Origin of the sequence: Bradyrhizobium sp. SZCCT0153 (genome assembly GCF_018129995.1) — a bacterium.
Classification (GTDB): Bacteria; Pseudomonadota; Alphaproteobacteria; order Rhizobiales; family Xanthobacteraceae; genus Bradyrhizobium; species Bradyrhizobium japonicum_G.
Genome location: NZ_JAFCKS010000003.1, coordinates 172780 through 194310 on the forward strand (window position 1 = coordinate 172780; position 21531 = coordinate 194310).

General features: G+C 64.5%; 19 protein-coding genes, 1 tRNA gene and 1 riboswitch. Of the genes, 10 read left to right on the forward strand and 10 right to left on the reverse strand.

What is annotated here, in order from left to right; translation table 11 throughout:
• Positions 1–48 precede the first annotated feature (48 nt).
• Positions 49–130, forward strand: a riboswitch (ZMP/ZTP riboswitch).
• A gap of 25 nt (positions 131–155) precedes the next feature.
• Entirely contained in the window at positions 156–1748 is a 1593-nt protein-coding gene (gene purH / locus JQ572_RS14515) for a bifunctional phosphoribosylaminoimidazolecarboxamide formyltransferase/IMP cyclohydrolase (protein WP_211383722.1), read from the forward strand.
• 53 nt (positions 1749–1801) lie between these two features.
• On the opposite strand, the gene JQ572_RS14520 is transcribed toward purH, so the two are convergent.
• Positions 1802–3187 (reverse strand): MFS transporter, encoded by a 1386-nt coding sequence (locus JQ572_RS14520; protein ID WP_211384209.1) that lies wholly within the window; start codon positions 3185–3187, stop codon positions 1802–1804.
• Positions 3188–3285: 98 nt separating this feature from the next.
• Between JQ572_RS14520 and ggt the strand changes: the two genes are divergently transcribed.
• Entirely contained in the window at positions 3286–5037 is a 1752-nt protein-coding gene (gene ggt / locus JQ572_RS14525) for a gamma-glutamyltransferase (RefSeq protein WP_211383723.1), read from the forward strand.
• Between the two features lie 79 nt (positions 5038–5116).
• Positions 5117–6511, forward strand: a complete 1395-nt coding sequence (locus tag JQ572_RS14530) for a serine hydrolase domain-containing protein (RefSeq protein ID WP_211383724.1) — start codon at positions 5117–5119, stop codon at positions 6509–6511.
• A 3-nt stretch (positions 6512–6514) separates the two neighbouring features.
• On the opposite strand, the gene JQ572_RS14535 is transcribed toward JQ572_RS14530, so the two are convergent.
• Positions 6515–7180: a glutathione S-transferase family protein gene (locus JQ572_RS14535; RefSeq protein WP_211383725.1), complete on the reverse strand. Its 666-nt coding sequence runs from the start codon at positions 7178–7180 to the stop codon at positions 6515–6517.
• 153 nt (positions 7181–7333) lie between these two features.
• Between JQ572_RS14535 and JQ572_RS14540 the strand changes: the two genes are divergently transcribed.
• From JQ572_RS14540 to panE, 4 genes are all read left to right on the forward strand, one after another.
• Complete coding sequence (locus JQ572_RS14540; RefSeq protein ID WP_211383726.1) at positions 7334–7930, forward strand: DUF2239 family protein; 597 nt, start codon at positions 7334–7336, stop codon at positions 7928–7930.
• An 86-nt stretch (positions 7931–8016) separates the two neighbouring features.
• A complete protein-coding gene (locus JQ572_RS14545) occupies positions 8017–9366 on the forward strand; it encodes an MATE family efflux transporter (protein ID WP_211383727.1) in 1350 nt (449 codons plus the stop codon).
• 95 nt (positions 9367–9461) lie between these two features.
• Positions 9462–10070, forward strand: coding sequence for a 2-hydroxychromene-2-carboxylate isomerase (locus tag JQ572_RS14550; RefSeq protein ID WP_211383728.1), 609 nt, complete (start codon positions 9462–9464; stop codon positions 10068–10070).
• 117 nt (positions 10071–10187) lie between these two features.
• The gene (gene panE / locus JQ572_RS14555; RefSeq protein WP_211383729.1) at positions 10188–11111 is read left to right on the forward strand and encodes a 2-dehydropantoate 2-reductase; all 924 of its coding nucleotides are present in this window, start codon (positions 10188–10190) and stop codon (positions 11109–11111) included.
• A gap of 21 nt (positions 11112–11132) precedes the next feature.
• Here the strand turns inward: panE and JQ572_RS14560 are convergent, their stop codons facing one another.
• From JQ572_RS14560 to JQ572_RS14575, 4 genes are all read right to left on the reverse strand, one after another.
• Entirely contained in the window at positions 11133–11714 is a 582-nt protein-coding gene (locus JQ572_RS14560) for a c-type cytochrome (protein ID WP_211383730.1), read from the reverse strand.
• Positions 11715–11905: 191 nt separating this feature from the next.
• Positions 11906–13174 (reverse strand): PQQ-dependent sugar dehydrogenase, encoded by a 1269-nt coding sequence (locus tag JQ572_RS14565; protein ID WP_211383731.1) that lies wholly within the window; start codon positions 13172–13174, stop codon positions 11906–11908.
• Positions 13175–13556: 382 nt separating this feature from the next.
• Positions 13557–14543 carry an NAD-dependent epimerase/dehydratase family protein gene (locus JQ572_RS14570; protein ID WP_211383732.1) on the reverse strand — a complete coding sequence of 329 codons (987 nt, stop codon included), beginning with the start codon at positions 14541–14543 and terminating at the stop codon, positions 13557–13559.
• A gap of 76 nt (positions 14544–14619) precedes the next feature.
• Positions 14620–14694: transfer RNA gene (locus JQ572_RS14575), tRNA-Gly, on the reverse strand.
• Positions 14695–14967: 273 nt separating this feature from the next.
• On the opposite strand from JQ572_RS14575, the gene trxA reads away from it, so the two are divergent.
• Entirely contained in the window at positions 14968–15891 is a 924-nt protein-coding gene (gene trxA, locus JQ572_RS14580; RefSeq protein WP_211383733.1) for a thioredoxin, read from the forward strand.
• A 109-nt stretch (positions 15892–16000) separates the two neighbouring features.
• Positions 16001–16678, forward strand: a complete 678-nt coding sequence (locus JQ572_RS14585; protein ID WP_211383734.1) for an LON peptidase substrate-binding domain-containing protein — start codon at positions 16001–16003, stop codon at positions 16676–16678.
• 12 nt (positions 16679–16690) lie between these two features.
• Here the strand turns inward: JQ572_RS14585 and JQ572_RS14590 are convergent, their stop codons facing one another.
• From JQ572_RS14590 to JQ572_RS14605, 4 genes are all read right to left on the reverse strand, one after another.
• Positions 16691–19192: an EAL domain-containing protein gene (locus JQ572_RS14590; RefSeq protein ID WP_211383735.1), complete on the reverse strand. Its 2502-nt coding sequence runs from the start codon at positions 19190–19192 to the stop codon at positions 16691–16693.
• Positions 19193–19385: 193 nt separating this feature from the next.
• Positions 19386–19979: a cytochrome b/b6 domain-containing protein gene (locus JQ572_RS14595; protein ID WP_211383736.1), complete on the reverse strand. Its 594-nt coding sequence runs from the start codon at positions 19977–19979 to the stop codon at positions 19386–19388.
• A gap of 43 nt (positions 19980–20022) precedes the next feature.
• Positions 20023–20301 (reverse strand): PepSY domain-containing protein, encoded by a 279-nt coding sequence (locus tag JQ572_RS14600; RefSeq protein WP_211383737.1) that lies wholly within the window; start codon positions 20299–20301, stop codon positions 20023–20025.
• Between the two features lie 222 nt (positions 20302–20523).
• Positions 20524–20874, reverse strand: coding sequence for a hypothetical protein (locus JQ572_RS14605; protein WP_211383738.1), 351 nt, complete (start codon positions 20872–20874; stop codon positions 20524–20526).
• A gap of 109 nt (positions 20875–20983) precedes the next feature.
• On the opposite strand from JQ572_RS14605, the gene JQ572_RS14610 reads away from it, so the two are divergent.
• Entirely contained in the window at positions 20984–21514 is a 531-nt protein-coding gene (locus tag JQ572_RS14610; protein ID WP_211383739.1) for a TetR/AcrR family transcriptional regulator, read from the forward strand.
• Positions 21515–21531 lie beyond the last annotated feature (17 nt).

Here is a 21531-nt window from a genome sequence, read left to right on the forward strand (position 1 = left end):
TCGGCCCCATCTCGTCGTTGTGAAAGCGGGCGAAAACTGCTATCGAGCCCTCGCTCGCGCGACTGGCGACCTTGGATGGAGCACCATCGGGAAGCGCGGGACATAGAAGCCGCGCGCCTGGGCATAGACACTCCTTAAGACAGAGGATCTTGCTCATGACTGACCACCCCCGCCGCGTCACCCGCGCTCTTCTCTCCGTCTCCGACAAAACCGGCCTGATCGAATTCGCCAAGGCGCTTGCCGCGCATGGCGTCGAACTGGTTTCGACCGGCGGCACCGCCAAGGCAATCGCCGCCGCCGGGCTGAAGGTGAAAGACGTCTCGGAGCTGACCGGCTTCCCCGAGATGATGGACGGCCGGGTCAAGACGCTGCATCCGAAGGTGCATGGCGGCCTGCTCGCGATCCGCGACAACAAGGACCACACGGAGGCGATGAAGGCGCACGGCATCGCGCCGATCGATCTCCTCGTCGTCAACCTCTATCCGTTCGAGGCGACCGTCGACAAGGGCGCCGGCTTCGAGGATTGCATCGAGAACATCGACATCGGCGGTCCCGCGATGATCCGCGCCGCCGCGAAGAACCATGACGACGTCGCCGTCGTGGTCGAGGCGCAGGACTATCAGGCGGTGCTCGACGAGCTCGCCGCCAACGACGGCGCGACCACGCTGAAGCTGCGCCGGCGCCTTGCCGCAAAGGCCTATGCGCGCACCGGCGCCTACGATGCCGCGATCTCGAACTGGTTCAACCGCCAGCTCGAGATCGACGCGCCCGACTTCCGCGCTTTCGGCGGCAGGCTGATCCAGTCGCTGCGCTATGGCGAGAACCCGCACCAGACTGCCGCGTTCTATGCGACACCCGACAAGCGCCCGGGCGTTTCGACCGCGCGGCAGTTGCAGGGCAAGGAGCTCTCCTACAACAACATCAACGACACCGATGCGGCCTATGAATGCATCGGCGAGTTCGACGCCAAGCGCACCGCGGCCTGCGTCATCGTCAAGCACGCCAACCCCTGCGGCGTCGCCGAGGGATCCGACCTCGTCAGCGCCTATCGCAAGGCGCTAGCCTGCGATTCCACCTCCGCCTTCGGCGGCATCATCGCGATGAATCGCGCGCTCGACGCCGACACCGCGCGCGAGATCACGAAGATCTTCACCGAGGTGATCATCGCGCCCGACGCCAGCGAGGAGGCGATCGCCATCATCGGCGCGCGCAAGAATCTGCGCCTGCTGCTCGCCGGCAGCCTGCCCGACCCGCGCGCCCCCGGCCTCACCGCCAAGACCGTGGCGGGCGGTCTGCTCGTGCAGAGCCGCGACAACGCCGTCGTCGACGACATGACCTTCAAGGTCGTGACCAAGCGCGCCCCTGATGATGCCGAGATGCGCGATCTCAAGTTCGCGTTCCGTGTCGCAAAACACGTCAAGTCCAACACCATCATCTACGCCAAGGATCTCGCCACCGTCGGCATCGGCGCGGGCCAGATGAGCCGGGTGGATTCAGCGCGCATCGCAGCGCGTAAGGCCCAGGATGCGGCGGCCGAGCTGAAGCTCGCCGAGCCGCTCACCAGGGGCTCGGTGGTGGCGTCGGACGCGTTCTTCCCGTTCGCCGACGGCATGCTCGCCTGCATCGAGGCCGGCGCCACCGCCGTGGTGCAGCCCGGCGGCTCCATGCGCGACGACGAGGTGATAAAGGCCGCCGACGAGCACGGCATCGCCATGGTGTTCACGGGAACGCGGCACTTCAGGCACTGATTGATCAGCGGTAGCCCGGATTCGCTTCGCGAAATCCGGGCTACGAAGCGCGGCTACTCTCGCACCCGCATCAACAGCCCCAGCCCCGCGACGAAGAACACGACCAGCACGGCCATGCCGGCCTTCTGGCTCGCCGTCACCGCGGTGATCATGCCGACCAGCAACGGACCGATGAAGGACGTGACTTTTCCCGTCAACGCGAACAGACCGAAATACTGCGCGATGCGGTCCTTCGGCGCCAGACGAATGAGAAGTGTGCGTGAAGCCGCCTGGAGCGGACCGCCGGCCGCGCCGATCAGGCAGCCCAGCACGAGATAGGCGCGCTCTGCGGCGCTCGAGAACAGAGGCGCGCCCGGCTGGGGGGCTGCGACCTTGACGAACAGCACGCTGTCCTTGTCGACCAGAAGGATCGCCGCCACCGCGAGCAGGAGGAGCAGCAGGCTGCCGGCAATGACGCGCTTCGGGCCCAGGGAATCGTCAAGCTTGCCGCCAAGCCATGCGCCGAACGTGCCCGCGATTGCGAGCATGATGCCGAAGGTGCCGATCTGGATCGTGTGCCAGCCGAACGTGCCCGCGGCATAGATGCCGCCAAAGGCAAACAGCGACACCAGGCCGTCGGTGTAGATCATGTTGGCGAGCAGAAATGCCGCAAGCGATTGCTGCTTCGGCAGGCTTCTGATCGATTGCTTCAGCTCCGACAGACCCTCGTGCAGCGCCTCGCGCACCGGGCGCTTCGCCGGATAATCCGGCGTGAAAAGAAACATCGGGGTCACGAAGATGATGAACCAGAGCCCGGTCAACGGTCCGGCAGCGCGGTCGCCCTGATGGCTGGCGGGATCGAGTCCGAACAGCGGCGTGAGGCCGAGCAGCGTGCGGCCGGTTTCGGGATTGGCGGCGAGCAGGCCGAGCACGATGATCAGGCTGACGATACCGCCGATATATCCGGTCGCCCAGCCGGTGCCGGAGAGCCGGCCGATCCGCTCCGGCGGCACCAGGGTCGGCATCATCGCGTTATTGAAAACGGTGGCGAATTCGGCGCCGACGCTGGCGAGCGCGACAGCGGTGAGCAGCGGCGGAATGATCGAGGGATCGCCGGGCCTGCCGATCCATAGCATGCAGGACGCGAGCACCAGCACCGCACCGAATCCCGCGATCCACGGCTTCCTGCGGCCAGAGGCATCGGCGATGGCGCCCAGCACCGGCGACATCAGCGCGATCGCAAGGCCCGCGGCGGCCATCGCAAAGCCCCACAGCGATTGGCCGGTCGCCGGATTGGGCGCAATGCTGGTGGCGAAATACGGCGCGAACACGAAGGTCGTGATCAGCGTGAAATAAGGCTGCGCGGCCCAGTCGAAGAAGATCCAGCTGACGACGGCGGCGCGCGGCGGATAGGTCCGCTCGGTGCCAGCCACGCGCGTGTCCGAGGCGATCGTCGTCACCATTGATGTCCCATCACAAACAGTTTTGCCCCTCTTGGCGCAAACGGTATAGCATTATGGCGACGCGTGTGAATTGCCGGGGCCACGACGGAAGTTTGATGATGTCGTCATTTTCGACACGGCGGACATTTCTCGCCTTCATTGCCACTCTGGCGTTCGCTGTTCCGGCCGCGACCGCGCAGGATGCGCGGCGGGCCTATGTGCCGCCCGCACTCGATACAGTGCACGCCGTTCCCGCCGAGCACGGCATGGTGGTGGCGCAGGAGAATATCTCTGCGCAGGTCGGCGCCGATATCCTGCGGCGTGGCGGCAATGCGGTCGATGCCGCGGTCGCCACCGGCTTCGCCATGGCAGTGACCTATCCGCGCGCCGGCAATATCGGCGGCGGCGGCTTCATGGTGATCCATTCCGCCGAGCGCAACGAGGACATCGCGATCGACTATCGCGAGACCGCGCCGGCTGCGACCACGCCGCAGATCTTCCTCGGCGCTGACGGCAAGCCCGACGCTGCCAAATCGCGAGATTCCGCGCTCGGCGTCGGCGTGCCCGGAACCGTCGCAGGTCTTGCGCTGGCTCTTGAAAAATATGGCTCGGGCCAGTTCACGCTGGCGCAATTGCTCGAGCCCGCGATCGCGCTTGCCCGCGATGGCTTCGTCGTCAGCGACGACATCGCCGACACTTTGCCGGGCTGGCACCGGCGACTGGCACGCTGGCCTTCTTCGGCCAAGATATTCTCGCGGCCTGATGGTACGCCGCTCGGCGAAGGCGACCGGCTGGTGCAGACCGATCTTGCCGAAACGCTGTCGGCCATCGCCACACAGGGCCCGCGCGGCTTTTATGACGGCGCGGTCGCGGACAAGCTTGTCAGGGCCATCTCCGACGCCGGCGGCATCATGACGTCGGCCGATCTGAAGACCTATCAGCCGGTGATCCGCGCGCCGGTGCGCGGCACTTATCGGGGCTATGACATCGTGTCGATGCCGTTGCCATCGTCCGGCGGCGTGGTGCTGGTGGAGACGCTCAACATCCTCGAAGGTTTCCAGCTCGCCGATTTGAAGCAGGGCTCGCCGGCCTCGCTGCATCTGCTGATCGAGGCCATGAAGCGCGCCTATGCGGACCGCGCGCGCTATCTCGGCGATCCTGCCTTCGTCAACGCTCCGATCGAGACGCTCACCGCCAAGGACTACGCCGCCAAGCTGCGGGCAACCATCTCCGCCGATCGCGCCACGCCGTCGAAGGAGCTCGTTTCCGCCGCCGCCGCGCCGCGCGAGGGCAGCAATACCACGCATTTTTCCATCGTCGACAGCCGCGGCAACGCCGTCAGCAACACCTATACGCTGAACTTCAGCTACGGCGTTGGTCTCGTCGCCGAGGGCACCGGCGTGCTGCTCAACAACGAGCTCGACGATTTCACTGCGGCGGTCGGCGCTTCCAATGCCTACGGCCTCGTCGGTTACGAGGCCAATTTGCCCGGGCCCGGCAAGCGGCCGCTCTCGTCGATGTCGCCGACGATCGTGCTGAAGGACGGCAAGCCGGTGCTAGTGACGGGCTCGCCCGGCGGCAGCCGCATCATCTCGACCGTGCTCCAGGTGATCGTCAACGTGCTCGATTACAAGATGGACGTCGCGGCCGCCGTGGCCGCGCCACGGCTGCATCACCAATGGCTGCCCGACGAGGTGCGAGTCGAGCGCGGCTTTCCCGACCCTGTCCTGTTCGAGCTAAAGGCGATGGGTCATCTCGTGGTCGAGCCGATGGGGCAGACATCGGCCAATTCGATCGCGGTGACGCCGAACGGTCCGCTCGGCGCGCCCGATCCGCGCACCCGCGGCGCGGAGGCGGCGGGACAATAGCACCTGAGCCGGGCGCCGGGCTTTTGAGACAGGCTGCGGCGTGATATCGACGCAGCCTCCGATTTCATGACGAGCTTCCATGAAACGTTTCTTTCGTATCTCAGCCGCGCTCGTTGCGCTGGCGCTGCTGACAGCCGTCGCGCTCAACTTCATCTACCGGCCGGGCGACGCGATCCGGGTCGCGACCGGCTTCGTCGCGCACAACGTTTGCAGCAAGACCTTCGTCTCCGGCCTCGACCCGCAGGCCGTGTTCGCGGAGACGACCGAGCGCGACGGCATACGCCGCCTGCGCCCGCTGATGCGGCTTGATCTCGATCGCGCAGCGAAGACGGCCGACGTCACCGTGCTCGGAGGCTTTCGCAGCCACGCGATCTTTCGCGACGGCTTTGGTTGCGTGCTGCAGCATGGGACGACCATGCCCTATCTGCCGAAGATCGACCTCGTCGCGGCGAAGACGCCGAAGGCACCACCGCTGCTGCCCGACATCGCCGACGATGCCGTGGTCGAGCCCGGCGATCCCGCGCTCAAGGCCGCGCTCGACCATGCCTTCGAGGAGCCGGCGACGCCACCGTTCCGGCGCACCAAGGCCGTGGTCGTGGTGCGCGACGGCCGGGTGATCGCCGAGCGCTATGCCGCGGGCATCGGCGTCGAAACCCAGCTGCTCGGCTTCTCCATGACGAAGTCCGTCATCAACGCGCTTATCGGCATCATGACACAGCGGGGCCAGACCAGCCCGTCGATACCGGCGCCCGTGCCGGAATGGCGCGGCGCCTCCGATCCCCGCCGCGAGATCGAGGTCGAGCATCTCATGCGGATGACGACGGGTCTCGCGCTGGACGAGACCAACAGCGGCTTCGATCCATCGAGCCAGATGATTTATCTGCACGACGACATGGCGGGGTTCGCGGTCCAGGCTGCGCTGATCGCGCCGGTCGGCCGTCGCTGGCACTATTCGAGCGGCACCACGCAGATTCTCGCGCGCATCGTCCGCGACGGCACCGGCGGCGTCGAGCGGAGCCTCGCCTTCGCCTGGCGCGAATTGTTCAATCCGCTCGGCATGCGCCACGTGACGCTGGAGCTCGACGGTACCGGCACGATCCAGGGCACCACCTACATGCTGGCGAGCGCACGGGACTGGGCCCGCTTCGGCCTGCTCTATCTCGACGATGGCGTGATCGGGGGCAGGCGCATCCTGCCCGAGGAATGGGTAGATTTTTGCGCGGCGGCCACGCTCGACGCCGACTATGGCGCCGGCTTCTGGACCAACCGCAGCGAACACGAACATGCGAAGGGCCGGGTCCGCGCCGGCATTCCGCGCGATGCGTTCTTCGCCTCCGGCGATCTCGGCCAGCGCGTCATCATCATCCCCTCGCAGCGCATGGTGGTCGTGCGACTTGGCGATTCCGTCGATCCCAGCGGGGACATCCGCGGCGTGGCACGGCTGATCAAGGAAGTGATCGAGGCCGTGCGATAGGCCTTACCGCCCCACCTGGTACGGCCCGCCCTTTTCCAGCGCTCTGGCGTAGGCCGGCCGCGCATGGATGCGCTCGAGGAACGCCATCGCCTTGGGATGGCCGAGCTCGAGCCCGCCCCGCGCCTGGGCAGCTTCGAGCGGAAAGCTCATCTGGATATCGGCGGCGGTGAACTCGTTGCCGGCGAACCACTCGGTCTTTCCGAGCTCGCCTTCCCAATAAACCATGTGCTGCTTCAGCTGCGGATTGACCATCGCGGTGAGCGCCTGGTTCGAGACCTTGCGCACCAGCGGACGAAGCAGCGCCGGCGCGCGCTTCGGCATCAGCGTGAACAGCAGCTTGAGCAGCAGCGGCTGCATCGCCGAGCCCTCCGCATAATGCAGCCAGTAGGTGAAGCGCAGCCGCTCCGGCGTGTTCGGCGGCGGGATCAGCCGGCCGTTGCCGTAAGTGGCGATGAGATATTCGATGATCGCGCCTGATTCGGCGATGGTGTTGCCGTTGTCGGTGATGACGGGCGACTTGCCGAGCGGGTGGATGGCGCGCAGCTCCTTCGGTGCGCGCATGTCGGGCTGGCGCTGATAGCGCACGATCTCATAGGGCACACCCAACTCTTCGAGCAGCCACAGCACGCGCTGCGAGCGGGAATTGTTGAGGTGGTGAACGGTCAGCATCGCGCGGTCCTTGGGGCTGGGCGTGGTCGGTCGGCCGCGCCGTTCGTGCCAGCCCGGGACCGCAATGTCGAGCCATCCGGTCGGATATTTTAACCCGGGTATATTGACGTTGATAATTTATCCGGGTATTAAATGGGCCAAAGGTCGACAAGTATGGCAATGATTTCGATGCAAAGGACTTTCACCGCCTTCCAGGGCCCGCGCCGCCTGGCGTCCGGGCCGGCAGGCGAAGTCGCGCTGGTGGTCAAGCGGATGGCACCGCGGCCGGACGAGCCCATCATCATCTTCGAGGACGGCACGGGCCGATCGATCGACTTCGATCTGCGCGGCGGGGATCGCGAGGTGCTGGCGCGGCTGGCAAAGCTCGTCCCGCCTCCGGTGGAGGAGACCGCAGCACCGAGCGAACCGCGCGGGCGCGGCCGGCCGAAGCTCGGCGTGGTCGCGCGCGAGGTGACGCTGTTGCCGCGGCACTGGGAGTGGCTCAGCGCACAACCGGGCGGCGCCTCAGTCGCACTGCGAAAACTCGTCGACGAAGCGCGCCGCGCAAGCGGCGACAAGGACCGCGAGCGGCAGGCGCGCGATGCGGCCTATCACTTCATGTCGACCATGGCCGGCAACCTGCCGCAGTTCGAGGAGGCGTCGCGGGCGCTGTTCGCGGACGACCGGCGGCGTTTCACCGGACTGATCGCGGACTGGCCCACTGACATCCGCGACCACATCGTCAAGCTCGCCTACAGCGACTGCGCCTAGGCGCACCGCTCTTTCTCTACCCCATCGACGGCCGAGCCGCGCCTTGTGCGGCAACGGCTTCGCTCGCCCTGTTGAAAGGCCAATCCATGTCCGCCGCCACGCCGCTCTGGAAAACATTCTTCCGCTTCCTCGCACCGCTGATGCTGAGCAACGCGCTGCAATCGCTGTTCGGGACGATCAGCAACGTCTATCTCGGCCAGATGATCGGCGTCGACGCGCTGGCGGCGGTCTCGGTGTTCTTCCCCGTCATGTTCTTCCTGTTCGCCTTCGTCATGGGGCTGAGCACCGGCGCCACGGTCCTCATCGGCCAGGCCTTTGGCGCGGGCGAGCGCGGCAGGATCAAGGTCGTCGTGGGCACGACGCTCGCGATCGGCCTGCTGCTCTCGATATCCGTCGCGCTCGTCGGCGGCCTGTTCAGCCGGCAATTGATGACGGCGCTCGCCACGCCCGCGGACATTCTCGACCAGGCCAGCGCCTATGCCCGCGTCATGCTGCTCACGATGCCGCTCGGCTTCGTCTTCCTGCTGATGACGGCAATGATCCGTGGCGTCGGCGATGCGCTCACGCCGCTGCTGGCGCTGGCGTTGTCGACCGCAATCGGCCTGATCCTGACGCCGATGCTGATCCGCGGTTCGTTCGGGCTGCCGGTGACCGGCATCACCAGCCCGGCATGGGCAGCCGCGATTGCCAACGCGCTGACGCTGATCGCGCTGGCGATCCATCTGCTGCGGAAGAAACATGCGCTAGCCCCGGACGCGGCAATGCTGCGTCATCTGCGGCTCGATCGCGCCATGCTCGGAAAGATCCTCGGCGTCGGGCTGCCGAGCGCCATCGGCATGGTGGTGATGGCGATCGCCGAGCTGGTGCTGCTCGGCCTCGTCAACGGCTTCGGCTCGAACGCCACCGCCGCCTACGGCGCCGTCAACCAGGTGATGGGCTACACGCAGTTCACGGCGATGTCGATTTCGATCGCAGTCTCGATCCTCGGCGCGCAGGCGGTCGGTGGCGGCGACAGGGCGCGGCTCGACGGTATCGTGCGCACCGGCCTCGGGTTCAACATCGTCCTGACCGGCGGCCTGGTGACGCTGATCTATCTCGCGCCGCGCGCCGTGCTCGGCATCTTCATCACCGACGATGCCGTGCTCGAACTGGCGAAAGGCCTGCTTCGCATCGCGCTGTGGAGCTCGGTGCCGTTCGGCCTCGCGACGGTGTTTTCAGGCGCGATGCGCGCGGCCGGCGTGGCGCTGACCCCGATGCTGCTCGCGATCTTCGCCATCGTGGCGATCGAGCTGCCGGCCGCGGTGATTCTCAGCCGCACCATCGGCCTTCAGGGTGTGTGGGCCGCCTATCCGATCGTGTTCTGCGCCATGTTCCTTTTGCAGATGGGCTATTACCTTCTGGTGTGGCGCAAGCGGGCGATCCGGCGTCTGATCTGACGCGATCATCAAGATATTATGACCATCATTAAACGGTGGACCTGTGGCGCGCGCTGCGCCACAATGGATCAAAAGCGTCGTCAGGGAGAACGATTTTGACCCGCACAGCCCCGCAGTTCCTGTTCGATTTCGGCAGCCCGAACGCCTATCTCAGCCATCTGGCGATCCCGGCGATCGAGCAGCGCATCGGAGTCAAATTCGAGTACGTTCCGATCCTGCTCGGCGGCATCTTCAAATCGACCAACAACAAGTCACCGGCCGAGACGCTCGCCGGCGTCAAGAACAAGCGCGAATTCCAGGCGGTCGAGACCGAGCGGTTCATCAAGCGCTTCAAGGTCCAGCCCTACGTCTTCAATCCCAACTTCCCCGTCAACACGCTGAACCTGATGCGCGCCGCGATCGCGGCACAGCTTGAGGGCGTGTTCGAAAAATACGTCGAGGCCGCCTTCCACCACATGTGGCGCGAGCCGAAGAAGATGGACGATCCGGACGTCGCGGCGAAGGCGCTGGCGTCCTCCGGTCTCGATGCCCAAAAGCTGTTCGCCCGCGCCCAGGAGCCCGAGGTCAAGGGCAGGCTGATCAAGAACACCGAGGAGGCGGTCGCGCGCGGCGCGTTCGGCTCGCCGACCTTCTTCGTCGGCAACGAGATGTTCTTCGGCAAGGAGCAGTTGCGCGAGGTCGAGGAGATGGTGTCGGGGAAATAGCCACTCATTCTCCAGCGACAGAATGTGACCGCGGCAGCATTCTGGATTGCTTCGCTTCGCTCGCAATGACGACTATGATAGACCGCCAATAGCAATAGCAATAACAAGGACAATCCCATGCGCATCCTCGTGGTCGGCGCCGGCGCCATCGGCGGCTATTTTGGTGGCAGGCTGTTGCAGGCCGGCCGCGACGTAACCTTCCTGGTCCGGCCGCGCCGCGCCGCCGAACTTGCGAGCGCCGGCCTCGTCATCAAGAGCCCGAACGGCGACGTGACCTTGAAAAATCCGCCGACCGTTCAGGCCGACAAGCTCAGGGACAAGTTCGACATCGTGCTGCTCAGCTGCAAGGCGTTCGACCTCGATGACGCCATCAATTCGTTCGCTGCGGCGGTCGGGCCTGATACAGCGATCATTCCGATGCTCAACGGCATGAAGCATCTCGAGATCCTCGACCGGAAATTCGGCGTCGAGCGCGTGCTCGGCGGTCTGTGCGCCATCGCCGCGACGCTGAACGAGAAGCGCGAGGTGGTGCAGCTGCAGCCGATGCAATCGATCAATTACGGCGAGCGCGACGGCAAGCTGTCGGATCGGGTCAAGGCGATCGACGAGGCGTTCAAGAGCGGCATCAATGGCGCCACCGCCAGCCAGAACATCATGCAGGACATGTGGGAAAAGTGGGTGTTCCTGTCCTCGCTCGCAGCGTCCACAAGCCTGATGCGCACCTCGGTCGGCAACATTCTCGCTGCCCCCGGCGGCAGGGATTTTCTGCTCGGCATGCTGGACGAGACCAGCGCAATCGCCACCGCGTCGGGCTACACGCCGGGAGGGCCGTTCTTCGAGCGCGTGAAGGGCAATCTCACCACCGAGGGCTCGCCGATGACGGCCTCGATGTTCCGCGACATCAAGGCTGGCCTGCCGGTCGAAGCCGATCACGTCATCGGCGACCTGATCGCGCGCGCCGATGCCGCCAAGGTGCCGGTGCCGAAGCTGCGCATCGCCTATACGCATTTGAAGGCGTATGAGAAGCAGCGGGCGGGGTAGGTCGTAACCCCGCACTCCGCATTATTTGAAGTACGCGAGATAGTGCGAGACGGCGGTGATTTCCTCGTCGCTCATGTGATAGGCGACGTCGGCCATCGCAGCGCCGCCGCCGCCGACGCGTTGACTGCTCTTGTAATCATGCAGTGCCTTGACGAGGTATTCCTCGCGCTGGCCCGCGAGCCGCGCGACGGCCTTGGTGCCGGCGAAGCTATCCGTATGACATGAGGCGCAGCGGCGGCCGACGGCCACTTGCGCGCCCTTTTTCGACAGGTCCGGATCCTTGTCCTCCGCCGCTGTCGGCGGCGCCATCGCCGCGAAATAGGCGCCGAGATTGCGGACGTCCTCGTTGGTGATTTGCTCGGCGATCGGCTGCATCTGCTCGTTCTTGCGCGAGCCGGCGCGGAAGAACACGAGCTGCCACTGGATGAATTGATCCGGCTGGCCGGCGAGCGAGGGAATGTTCTCGGTCTGCGAGATGCCGTTCTCGCCATGGCAGCCGGCGCAGACCGCGGCCTTCTCCTTGATCGCGGCGTTGTCCGCGGCGTGAGAAGCCGGCGTGAGCAGAATCGCCGCCGACAGCAGTCCGAACCGAACAATCCGCATCGATGATTTCTCCCGACTGTCGTTGCCGGGCGCAGGCCCGGCAATCCATCCCATATTCAAGGAGTTTTCTTGTTTGATGGATGCCCGGATCAAGTCCGGGCATGACGAACGTGTTCCACTACAAGCCTGCCGCACGGCGTGAAAAAGGCTGCGGCGCCAGTCGGCCACCGCAGCCTCTTTCTTACGTCGCCCTACTTCTTGCTGTAGCTGATGCGGTAGATCGCGCCGGCCCAGTCGTCGGCGACGAGGATCGAGCCGTCCTTGGCAAGGATGATGTCGTCAGGACGGCCGAGATAGCCCTGGTCGCCCTCGATCCAGCCGGAGGCGAACACCTCCTGCTTGGCGTTCTTGCCGTCGGGCCCGACGATCACGCGCATGATGCGACCGCCCTGGTACTTGTGGCGATTCCAGGAGCCGTGCTCGGCGATCAGGATGTTGTTCTTGTACTCGGCGGGGAATTGGTCGCCGGTATAGAACTTCATGCCGAGCGGAGCGACATGTGCGCCGAGGTTCAGCACGGGCGGCGTGAACTCGGAGCATTTGTGACCCATCGCGAACTTCGGATCGGGCAGGTCACCCTGGTGGCAATAGGGATAGCCGAAATGCTCACCCAACTTCGAGATCATGTTCAGCTTGTCGCTGGGCAGATCATCGCTGACCCAATCGCGCGCGTTCTCGGTGAACCAGTACTTGCCGGTGCGCGGATCGACGTCGCCGCCGACCGAGTTGCGGACGCCGAGCGCGTAGATTTCCGCATTGCCGGTCTTGGGATCGACGCGGCGGATCTGCGACACGCTGGTCGGGGGGACGCCGATGTTGAAGGGCGGTCCGAACGGAATGTAGAACCAGCCTTCCTTGTCGACCGCGATGTACTTCCAGCCATGCGCGGCATAGGACGGCATGTCGTCATAGACGACCTTGCCGTCGCCGAGCTTGTCCAGATTGGCTTCCGCGTTGTCGTAACGGATCAGCTTGTCGACGGCGATCACGTAGAGCGCACCGTCCTTGAAGGCGAGACCGGTGGGCATGTTCAGGCCCTTGAGGATGGTCTTGACCTCTTTCTTCCCGTTGTTGTCCTTGATGGCGTAGACGTTGCCGAGGCCGAACGAGCCGACGAACAGCGTGCCCTTGTCACCCCAGGCCATCTGCCGCGCCGCCAGCACGCCGGAGGCGTAGACCTCCATCTTGAAGCCTGCCGGCAGCTTCACCTTCTTGACGATGTTGGCGAGCTCGGCGTCGGACGCGCCGGTGGGCGGGCCCGAGGGCGGCGCGAGGCCCTTCTGCGCCTCGGTCTCGTCGCCAAGGAACCAGTCATCCGGCGGATGGGTCCAGAATTCCTTGGTGCCGGATTCGTACTTCTTCAGCGGTTTGCTTTTGTCCTGGGCATTGACGGTGCTGGTTCCCGCAAGAAGGGCAACCGCTGCAAGCGCCAACACGGATCGATGGATCATCGATTTCATCGCGTCACTCCCCTAAGGCAGCCGTCAGGGCTGCACATTATTTTGTTATGGCTAGTCGAGAGGCGAAGTATGGGTCTGCCCGACAGGCAGACGCAAAAAGGTTAGCACATCTGCGAGCGCTGAGAAGCGCGCCCCGTGCACTGCGGTTGCGCTCAATAAAAGTTGAGACGGATTTGCTTCAGGCGCGAGGCAGCCGACGGCAAAATGCTCTCGCTGCAACGCGGAATCGAAATGGCCCGTGGCTCATTTGCGGGCAGCCGGGGCCGGCTCGCACAAAAAATGCGAAAACAACCCCATGCACAGTAGAACGGCTCGGGCCGAGTTGCGCGCGGTGACGGCGGCCAGTCGTCTGATGCGTCGGGCAAAACGGCAATCAAGGCGCTTACGTGGCGACGGGGTAGGGCCCGCTCGCGAACACCGTGTCATGATAACCCTTCGACCCGACCTCGCGCGCCAGTGCGCTGCGAAAGTCGGTCCGCTCACGCAGGCTGTTCAGAACATGCGCGTAGTCGAACTCGGGCCGCCAGCCCAATTCGCGCCGCGCCCGCGCGTTGACATAGACGCGGTCGATCTCGGGGAATAGCCGCCAGCCACGCGCCGCATAGAGCTGCACACACTCCGGATAGAGCCCGCGCACGACACCGGCCGCGTCGCGCGCAACCGCGGCAAGATGGCGCGGCTCGAACGGGCTGGTGGCGGAGATGATGTAACGCGCAAAGCCGAGCTGCGGCGCGCGATCGACGGCAAGCAGATGGGCGCTCACCGCGTCCGCTATGTCCAGCCGGCGATAGAGCAGCTCGTTGGCCTGCGCGTTGTCCAGCGGGTAAGCCGTCCGCATCGCCGGATCGTCGTCCTCCTCCGGAAAGAAGCGCGAAGTCCTCAACACCACGACGGGCAGCCCGCGTTCGCGAAAGAACAGCTCGCACAAATTCTCCGCCATCAGCTTGGTCGTGCCGTAGATGTTCTTCGGGATCGGCGGCAAATCCTCGGTGACCCACACCGCGGCCTGTCCCGCCTCCGGCCGGAGCCGCGAGCCGAATGCGCTGGTGGTGCTGGTGAAGACAAGACTGCGCACGCCGGCCGCCGTGGCCGACTCGAGCAGATTGAGCGTGCCGGTGACGTTGGTGTCGATGAAGTCCTGCTTGCTGTGGGTCGCCACATGCGGCTTGTGCAGCGTCGCGGTGTGGATCACGGCCGTGACGCCCTCCATCTGGCGCCGCACGAAGTCGGGGTCGACGATCGAGCCAACGGCATCGGTGAAGAGCGATGGTTTCAGATCGACCCCGCGCACCGGCGACCCGCGCCCGCGCAGCGTGCGGAGAAGGGCCTCCCCGAGATGGCCTGCGCTACCGGTGACCAGAATTGTCATGTGGGATCCAACACAGCTGCCAGCAGCGTGAAAAACCACGATTCCGTCCAGATCGGCTGGATGCTCTGGCAAAAATTGGAGCGGGCGAAGGGGCTCGAACCCTCGACCCCGACCTTGGCAAGGTCGTGCTCTACCACTGAGCTACACCCGCATCCTGTGTCGGTCGCATGACTGCGCCGGCAACGGCTGTCGTATGCCAAAAGCGGAGGGCGAATGCAACAGCTACCGGCGGCATAGATTCGCATCTTCCGGCCCATATGAGGGCCCGAACCCGGCCGAATCGATCAAAAAAGCCTGGGAACCGCCGAATCGGCTGCGATGGATTGAAATTCGGCCGCCCCGGCCCAATTTTAGGGCCGACAGCGAAGCATATGAATTGGCGACGTGCTAAAGACCCGCCATTCCAGACAGACGAGGGGATCCCGTGACGATCATCGACCAGGGTAACGGAGCGGCGGGCCCGGCTGCGACCGATCTGATCAAGGACACCACCACCCAGACCTTCGTGAAGGACGTCATCGAGGAATCGAAGCGCCAGCCGGTGCTGATCGATTTCTGGGCGGAGTGGTGCGGCCCCTGCAAGCAGCTCACCCCCGTGCTTGAAAAGGCGGTCAAGGCGGCCAAGGGCAAGGTCAAGCTGGTCAAGATGAATATCGACCAGCATCCGGCGATCCCGGGCCAGATGGGCATCCAGTCGATTCCGGCGGTGATCGCCTTCGTCAACGGCCAGCCGGCCGATGGCTTCATGGGCGCTGTGCCGGAGAGCCAGCTCAACGCCTTCATCGACAAGCTCACCAAGGGCGTGACCGCGCCGGGCGAGCCGAACGTCGCCGAAATCCTGCAAGAGGCCGAGGCTGTGCTCGCCGAGGGCGATGCCGCCGCGGCCGCCCAGATCTACGCTGAAGTGCTGCAGCATGAATCGACCAATGTCGCGGCCCTTGCCGGGCTTGCGAAGTGCTACGCCGTCTCCGGCGCGATGGAGCAGGCCAAGCAGACGCTGGCCATGGTGCCGGAATCCAAGCGCAACGACCCCGCGGTGAAAGCGGTGCAGACCGCGATCGATCTCGCCGAGCAGGCGGAGCAGCTCGGGCCCGTCGCCGAGCTGGAACAGAAAGTCGCCGCAGACCCGCTCGATCATCAGGCACGATTCGACCTCGCCACCGCTCTCAACGCGCAAGGCAACCGCGCAGCCGCCACCGAGCAGCTGCTCGAGATCGTCAGGCGCGACCGCAAATGGAACGACGACGGCGCCCGCAAGCAGCTCGTGCAGTTCTTCGAGGCCTGGGGCGGCATGGATGATGCAACCGTCGACGGACGCAAGCGCTTGTCGACGATCCTGTTTTCGTAGGGCGGGGTTATTGCTGGAGCATGATCTTGTCGGAAAACCGCTGCACAGTTTGCGCCAACGCGGTCCTTCGAATCCGGATCATGCTCTAGCAGAGTCAGCGGGGGACCAGATGCCGATCAACATCGAATATCGCGGGCCCGCCGACCTTCCGGAGATCATTCCGCTGTTTCCGCTGCCGGGCGCGCTGCTGCTGCCGCGCGGCCAGATGCCGCTCAACATCTTCGAGCCGCGCTATCTTTCGATGGTCGATGATTCCTTGCGCGACGGCCATCGACTGATCGGCATGATCCAGCCCGACGCGGCGCACTCGCCGAAGAATTCCGACAAGCCGGCGCTGTTCCGGGTCGGTTGCGTCGGCCGCATCACCCAGCTCGCCGAATCCGGCGACGGCCGCTACATCCTCGAGCTCACCGGCGTCTCGCGCTTCAAGGTGGTCGAGGAACTGGAAGTGCTGACCGCCTACCGGCAATGCAAGGCGGATTTCTTCGCCTTCGTCGACGACTTCACCGCCCGCATGGGCGAGGACGAGGTCGATCGCGAGGCGCTGCTGGTGGTGCTGGCGGACTTCCTGAAAGCCAACAATCTCAAGGTCGACTGGGAAGGCGTCGAGAGCGCGCCCAACGAGGCGCTGGTCAACGCGCTGGCGATGATGTCGCCCTATGGCCCCGCGGAGAAGCAGGCCATGCTGGAAGCGCCCGACCTGAAGACCCGCGCCGAGATCTTGATCGCGGTCACCGAGATGGATCTCGCCAAGAAGCGCACCAGCGGCGATCCGCCGCTGCAGTAAGGGCCTGAACGCTCAGGCAGCGCGGACGGCTGCTCCGGCACCTCGCCGCAGCATTCTGGCGATGTCGGATGCAGGCATCGGCCGGCTGAAATAGTAGCCTTGCGTTTCTACGCACCCTTCCTCACAGAGGATATCCAGCTGCTCCTTCGTTTCAACGCCTTCGGCGGTCGTCGTCTTGCCGAGGCTGACTGCGAAACGAAGCACCGCTCGCGCGAGATGGCGCGCCTCTACCCTCGCGCTGGACAGTTCGTTGACGAAGCTGCGGTCGATCTTGATCTTGTCGAACGGGAACTTTTGCAGAAAGCTCAGCGATGAATAGCCGGTGCCGAAATCGTCCAGGGCGATTCGCACACCGAGCTCGCGTAATTGGCCGAGTACCGCGAAAACCGCTTCGCTGTCATGCATGATCACCGTCTCTGTGACCTCGATCTCAAGTCTGTGCGGCGCAACTCCCGAACTCGACAGCGCACCGATAACGACCGGAACAATCTCCGTGCTCCTGAATTGGGCGGGAGACAGGTTAACCGCGATCCTGACATGCGCAGGCCATTTGGCGGCTTCCGCACAGGCGGTTCTCAAAACCCATTCTCCCAGCGGCACGATCAAGCCGGTCTCCTCCGCAAGCGGGATGAATTCGCTCGGCATGACCAGACCTTGCTGCGGGTGATGCCAGCGTAGCAAGGCCTCGAAACCATTGACCTTGCCGGTCACGGGACTGACGAACGGCTGGTAATGGAGCTCGAACTGGCGGCCGGCAATCGCATTCCGCATGTCACGCTCCAGGTTGCGCCGCGCATGCATGAGCGCGTCGAGTTCCGGCTCGAAGAAACGGAATGCGCCACGTCCACCACTCTTGGCCGAGTAGAGAGCGAGATCGGCGCTCTTCATGATCACGTCGGGATCGTTGCCATCGCGTGGCGCGATGGCGATGCCGATGCTGGTGCCCACCGTGACCCGGTGATCGCCGAGATCGAACGGTTCGCAAAGCGCCTTTCTGATGTTCTCGGCAAGGGCGGCGGCCTCCACGGCCGGGTTGGTCACGTAATCAATCACCGCGAACTCGTCGCCGCCCAGCCGGGCAATCAACGCGGTTTCCGCGGTGCATTCGCGCAGACGCGCAGAAACGGCGCGCAACAGGGAATCACCCGCCGGATGTCCTAGCGTGTCGTTGACTTCCTTGAAGCGATCGAGATCGAGCATGAGTACAGCCAGATCGAGGCCGCCATTGCGCGTAACTGCAATGGCATGCTCCATCCGCTCCCTGAGCAGCACGCGATTTGGCAGATCGGTCAACGCATCGTGTTGTGCCATATGAGCGATCTTGGCCTCGGACCGGCGTTGCTCGGTGACGTCAAGATGCGTGGCCACCCACCCGCCGCCGGCCATGGGCTGTCGCGTCACGCAGATCAACCGACCATCCGCGAACTCGTCGATTCTGCTCGAGACTGCATCGAACGGCAACGCGGCCAGTTTCGAGAGGAATTGCACCGCAGCGCCTTCGCTGGTGTCGCTCTTGAGGATGCCAGTCACGACGCGATGCCTGATGATGTCGACGTGCGGCGTCCCCGCTCTCAGAAGCTCTGGTGGCAGCCGATAGAGCCGGGCATAGCGCTCGTTGCAGACGACAAGTCGCTTCTCCGCATCGAACATGCACAGGGCCTCGACCATGTTGTTGATGGCTGTATCGAGCCTGAGTTTCTGGTCCTGGATTTCCTGTTGCGAATCTTCCACCTGTTGCCTGGCGAGCGAGAGCTCGCTGATGATTTGCTCGAACCTGCTGGTTCGGGTCGCAAGGCGGCGATCCGCCAGCACGCCGACGAAGCTCATCCCGAGCACAGATAGGGCCACGCCAGCAATAGCCGCGGCGAGGAAGGCCGGAGAAAGCGACAATGTATCGTTTGCCAGCGTAGGGTCTGGAACGATCTGGACGGCCCCCATGGCCGTGAAATGGTGCGACACGATGGCGAGCGTCAGCAGCAGCGCCGCAGCAAAGGTCCCCCACTTGTCCTTGCGGCCCAGGGCAACCGCGAGCGCAGCGTACCCCAGGACCATGCCGAGGACGATCGAGATCAACACCAGCCCTGGCGACCAGGTCACACGACCCGGCACCTCGAGGGCCCACATGCCGATATAATGCATGCTTGCAATGCCGGCGCCGATAATGCCGCCACCGGCAGCTGCGCGCCACCGGCCGGAATTGGCGACCGCAACGCCAAAACCGCCTGAAGTCAGGATCATCGCCGCGGCGAGCGACAGCGCTGTCAGAACGAGGCCGTAATTGGTCGAGACGCCGGGCTCATAGGCGAGCATTGCGACAAAATGCGTTGCCCAGATTCCGTAGCCGATGGCGGCGCCGGCAATCGCGATCCAGATCAACCGCGCCCAGGCTCGCGAGGCGATCGCACGATGAAAGATGCTGACCGCAACAATACTTGCAATGAAGCATACCAAGCCAGCAAGTACGACGAGTCGCCAATCGTGCTCGGCCGTAACGCAGGAAAAAACGCGGAACATCAAAATAGCGCTCCCTCGTCAATATCGTCGATGGTGAACGGGCTAAACATTCATCGCGTTAATTTTGTGCAACGCCTGATTGCATGCTTACCGGTGCGTTAACGCTGCTTGTCCAATTTGATTTGCGAAAATTTGCGCTCGAGGTGTAGCGCCATCGACGGCCGTCGAACGCGCAGTGATCGGCAACGAACGTCTAGAGGCGATTGCGAATGCGCTTGCGTCCGGTGATCATCGCGCGGATCAAGTTCTCGCGCTGGAGCAGCCCCATCAACAGCACGCCCAGCACGTGCAGCACGACCAGGACGATGACCGCGTCGGATGAATAATGGTGGGTGTCCTCGACCCACCAGACGCCGAAGAAGGTCACGGTCACCGACATCGCGCCCGTGATCGTCGAGACGGCGAGCGAGGCCAGCAGCGCCACCAGCATCAACGTGCCGGCGGGATTGAGCCCGATATAGCGGCCGGTGATGCCGCGGCGGAGATTCCAGAGGTAGCGCGGCGCGGCACGAAGCCTGACGCCGACCATGCGGAAACGCGAATAGCGGCTTCCCCGGAAACCCCAGACCAGTCGGAAAGCGAGAAGCCCGATCACGGTGTAGCCGACGATGCGGTGAAGGCCGTCATGGACGGTGGGCGTGAACCAGGCGGCCAGAATGCCGGCTGCGAGCGCCCAGTGCCAGAGGCGAAGCGGGAGGTCCCAGACCGCGACCGTCCGCGAGGTGGTTCGATCCGCGGGGGTCCGGCTGGACTCCCCGCGCGCGTCCGGTCCCGCTTCTTCGATCAAGCCCGCATCCCAGGACGTCACTTGACGCAATTCAATTGGCGATTCACTTGGCGATCGTGTGCTTCAGGCTGAGATCTTCGGGGCTGTAGAACAGCTCGTACAGCTTGCCTTCCTTGACGCCATAGACCTCGTAGCACGAGCCTTCGATCTTGGAGCGCCGCACCTCGTAACCGAGCGCCTTGGCCTTGGCTTCGGCTTCGCTCGCCGGCTTCCACGCCGCCTTGTCGAGCTTGGTGCAGTTCTTGAAACCGTCGGCCATCGCCGCCGATCCCGTGCCAATCCCGATCGTCAACGCAATGGCAACAACACGAATGACCTTCACGAACGTCTCCTCTTCTGTCGTGGACGCTACGCCTGGCGCGAAGCGGGACCGAAGGAAGCAAAGCACATGATGAAGTCAATCCGGTTCGGGGCCTGCAGGCTTTAGAGATATTCTAACGATCCGAAAAAGATCAGCGCTCTCCGTAAGCAGCATGCATTTGAAGGATCGATGCGGCCTTACGTCTCATGGGCTCGATGACGGCTCAATTTGGCGACGTCTCACCTAGTAGCCCGCAACGGCCATGGCGACGACGGCGCTGAGCGCCATCCAGCCGAAGTGCCGGCCGCGCGTGGCCCATGCGTTGGCGGCGGCGGAGAAGCCGAACACGACGGCCATGGTGGCGACGATCCAGTGGCGCGCCGGCTCCGAATCCATCCAGGGCACCGCGATCAGGAGCACGCCACCGCCGATCCAGGCGACGGTCGAGGCCTGCCAGACCAGGCGGATCAGGGTGCGGAGCCGCTCCGGCTCGATGCGGGCGCGGGCGAAGACCTTGGTCTCGCCGAGAATGCCATGGATGAGGGCCACGGCAATGGTCAGGACGCCGGCGCATTGGAGCAAGAGATCGCGCATCGTCGGAACTCCTCGAAATTTCACATCCATACACTTATGTATGGTGAGATAGGCGCTGGTGCGCCGCCTGTCAATACACTAGTGTATGGTCAGATTTCGGGAACCGGACATGACCGAACAGCTCTCCGCAGACGACTGGATCAGGGAGGGGCTCAAGGCACTCGCCAGGAGCGGCTTCGTTGCGCTGAAGGCCGATCCGCTGGCGAAAGCCATGGGCGTTTCGCGCGGCAGCTTCTACTGGCATTTCGTGGATCTCGGCGCGTTCCACGCCGCCGTGCTCAAGCGCTGGCGCGAGATCGCAGCCGAGCAGATCATTGCCGACGTCGAGGCCGCCACGGACGAGCCGCTGAAGGCCCTGCTCCGAAGATCGTTCGGCGCGCGGCTCGACCTCGAGCGCGCGGTCCGGAACTGGGCGGCGTTCGATGCGGCGGCGCAAGCGGCGGTCCGCGCCATCGACCGGCGCAGGCTCGACTATATCGAAGCGCTGCTGGCGAAGCGGGGGCTGGCCGCCGCGGCGGCGCAGGCCCGCGCGCAAATCCTGTACTGGACCTTTCTCGGCTTCGCGCTGTCCGGCGCACCGGTCCCGGCGGCGCGGCTCCAGGCCCTGCTCGACGAGGTCCTGCGGATGGTCTCCGCCTGAGCCCGCGGTGGGCGGAT

What these genes read in the sequence shown, in the direction of transcription:
- JQ572_RS14610 (WP_211383739.1), top strand. Translation starts at nt 20,984, where the DNA reads ATGACCGAACAGCTCTCCGCAGACGACTGGATCAGGGAGGGGCTCAAG.
- JQ572_RS14560 (WP_211383730.1), bottom strand. Translation starts at nt 11,714, where the DNA reads ATGCGGATTGTTCGGTTCGGACTGCTGTCGGCGGCGATTCTGCTCACG.
- JQ572_RS14585 (WP_211383734.1), top strand. Translation starts at nt 16,001, where the DNA reads ATGCCGATCAACATCGAATATCGCGGGCCCGCCGACCTTCCGGAGATC.
- JQ572_RS14540 (WP_211383726.1), top strand. Translation starts at nt 7,334, where the DNA reads ATGGCAATGATTTCGATGCAAAGGACTTTCACCGCCTTCCAGGGCCCG.
- JQ572_RS14570 (WP_211383732.1), bottom strand. Translation starts at nt 14,543, where the DNA reads ATGACAATTCTGGTCACCGGTAGCGCAGGCCATCTCGGGGAGGCCCTT.
- JQ572_RS14530 (WP_211383724.1), top strand. Translation starts at nt 5,117, where the DNA reads ATGAAACGTTTCTTTCGTATCTCAGCCGCGCTCGTTGCGCTGGCGCTG.
- ggt (WP_211383723.1), top strand. Translation starts at nt 3,286, where the DNA reads ATGATGTCGTCATTTTCGACACGGCGGACATTTCTCGCCTTCATTGCC.
- JQ572_RS14590 (WP_211383735.1), bottom strand. Translation starts at nt 19,192, where the DNA reads ATGTTCCGCGTTTTTTCCTGCGTTACGGCCGAGCACGATTGGCGACTC.
- JQ572_RS14545 (WP_211383727.1), top strand. Translation starts at nt 8,017, where the DNA reads ATGTCCGCCGCCACGCCGCTCTGGAAAACATTCTTCCGCTTCCTCGCA.
- purH (WP_211383722.1), top strand. Translation starts at nt 156, where the DNA reads ATGACTGACCACCCCCGCCGCGTCACCCGCGCTCTTCTCTCCGTCTCC.
- JQ572_RS14565 (WP_211383731.1), bottom strand. Translation starts at nt 13,174, where the DNA reads ATGAAATCGATGATCCATCGATCCGTGTTGGCGCTTGCAGCGGTTGCC.
- panE (WP_211383729.1), top strand. Translation starts at nt 10,188, where the DNA reads ATGCGCATCCTCGTGGTCGGCGCCGGCGCCATCGGCGGCTATTTTGGT.
- JQ572_RS14535 (WP_211383725.1), bottom strand. Translation starts at nt 7,180, where the DNA reads ATGCTGACCGTTCACCACCTCAACAATTCCCGCTCGCAGCGCGTGCTG.
- JQ572_RS14605 (WP_211383738.1), bottom strand. Translation starts at nt 20,874, where the DNA reads ATGCGCGATCTCTTGCTCCAATGCGCCGGCGTCCTGACCATTGCCGTG.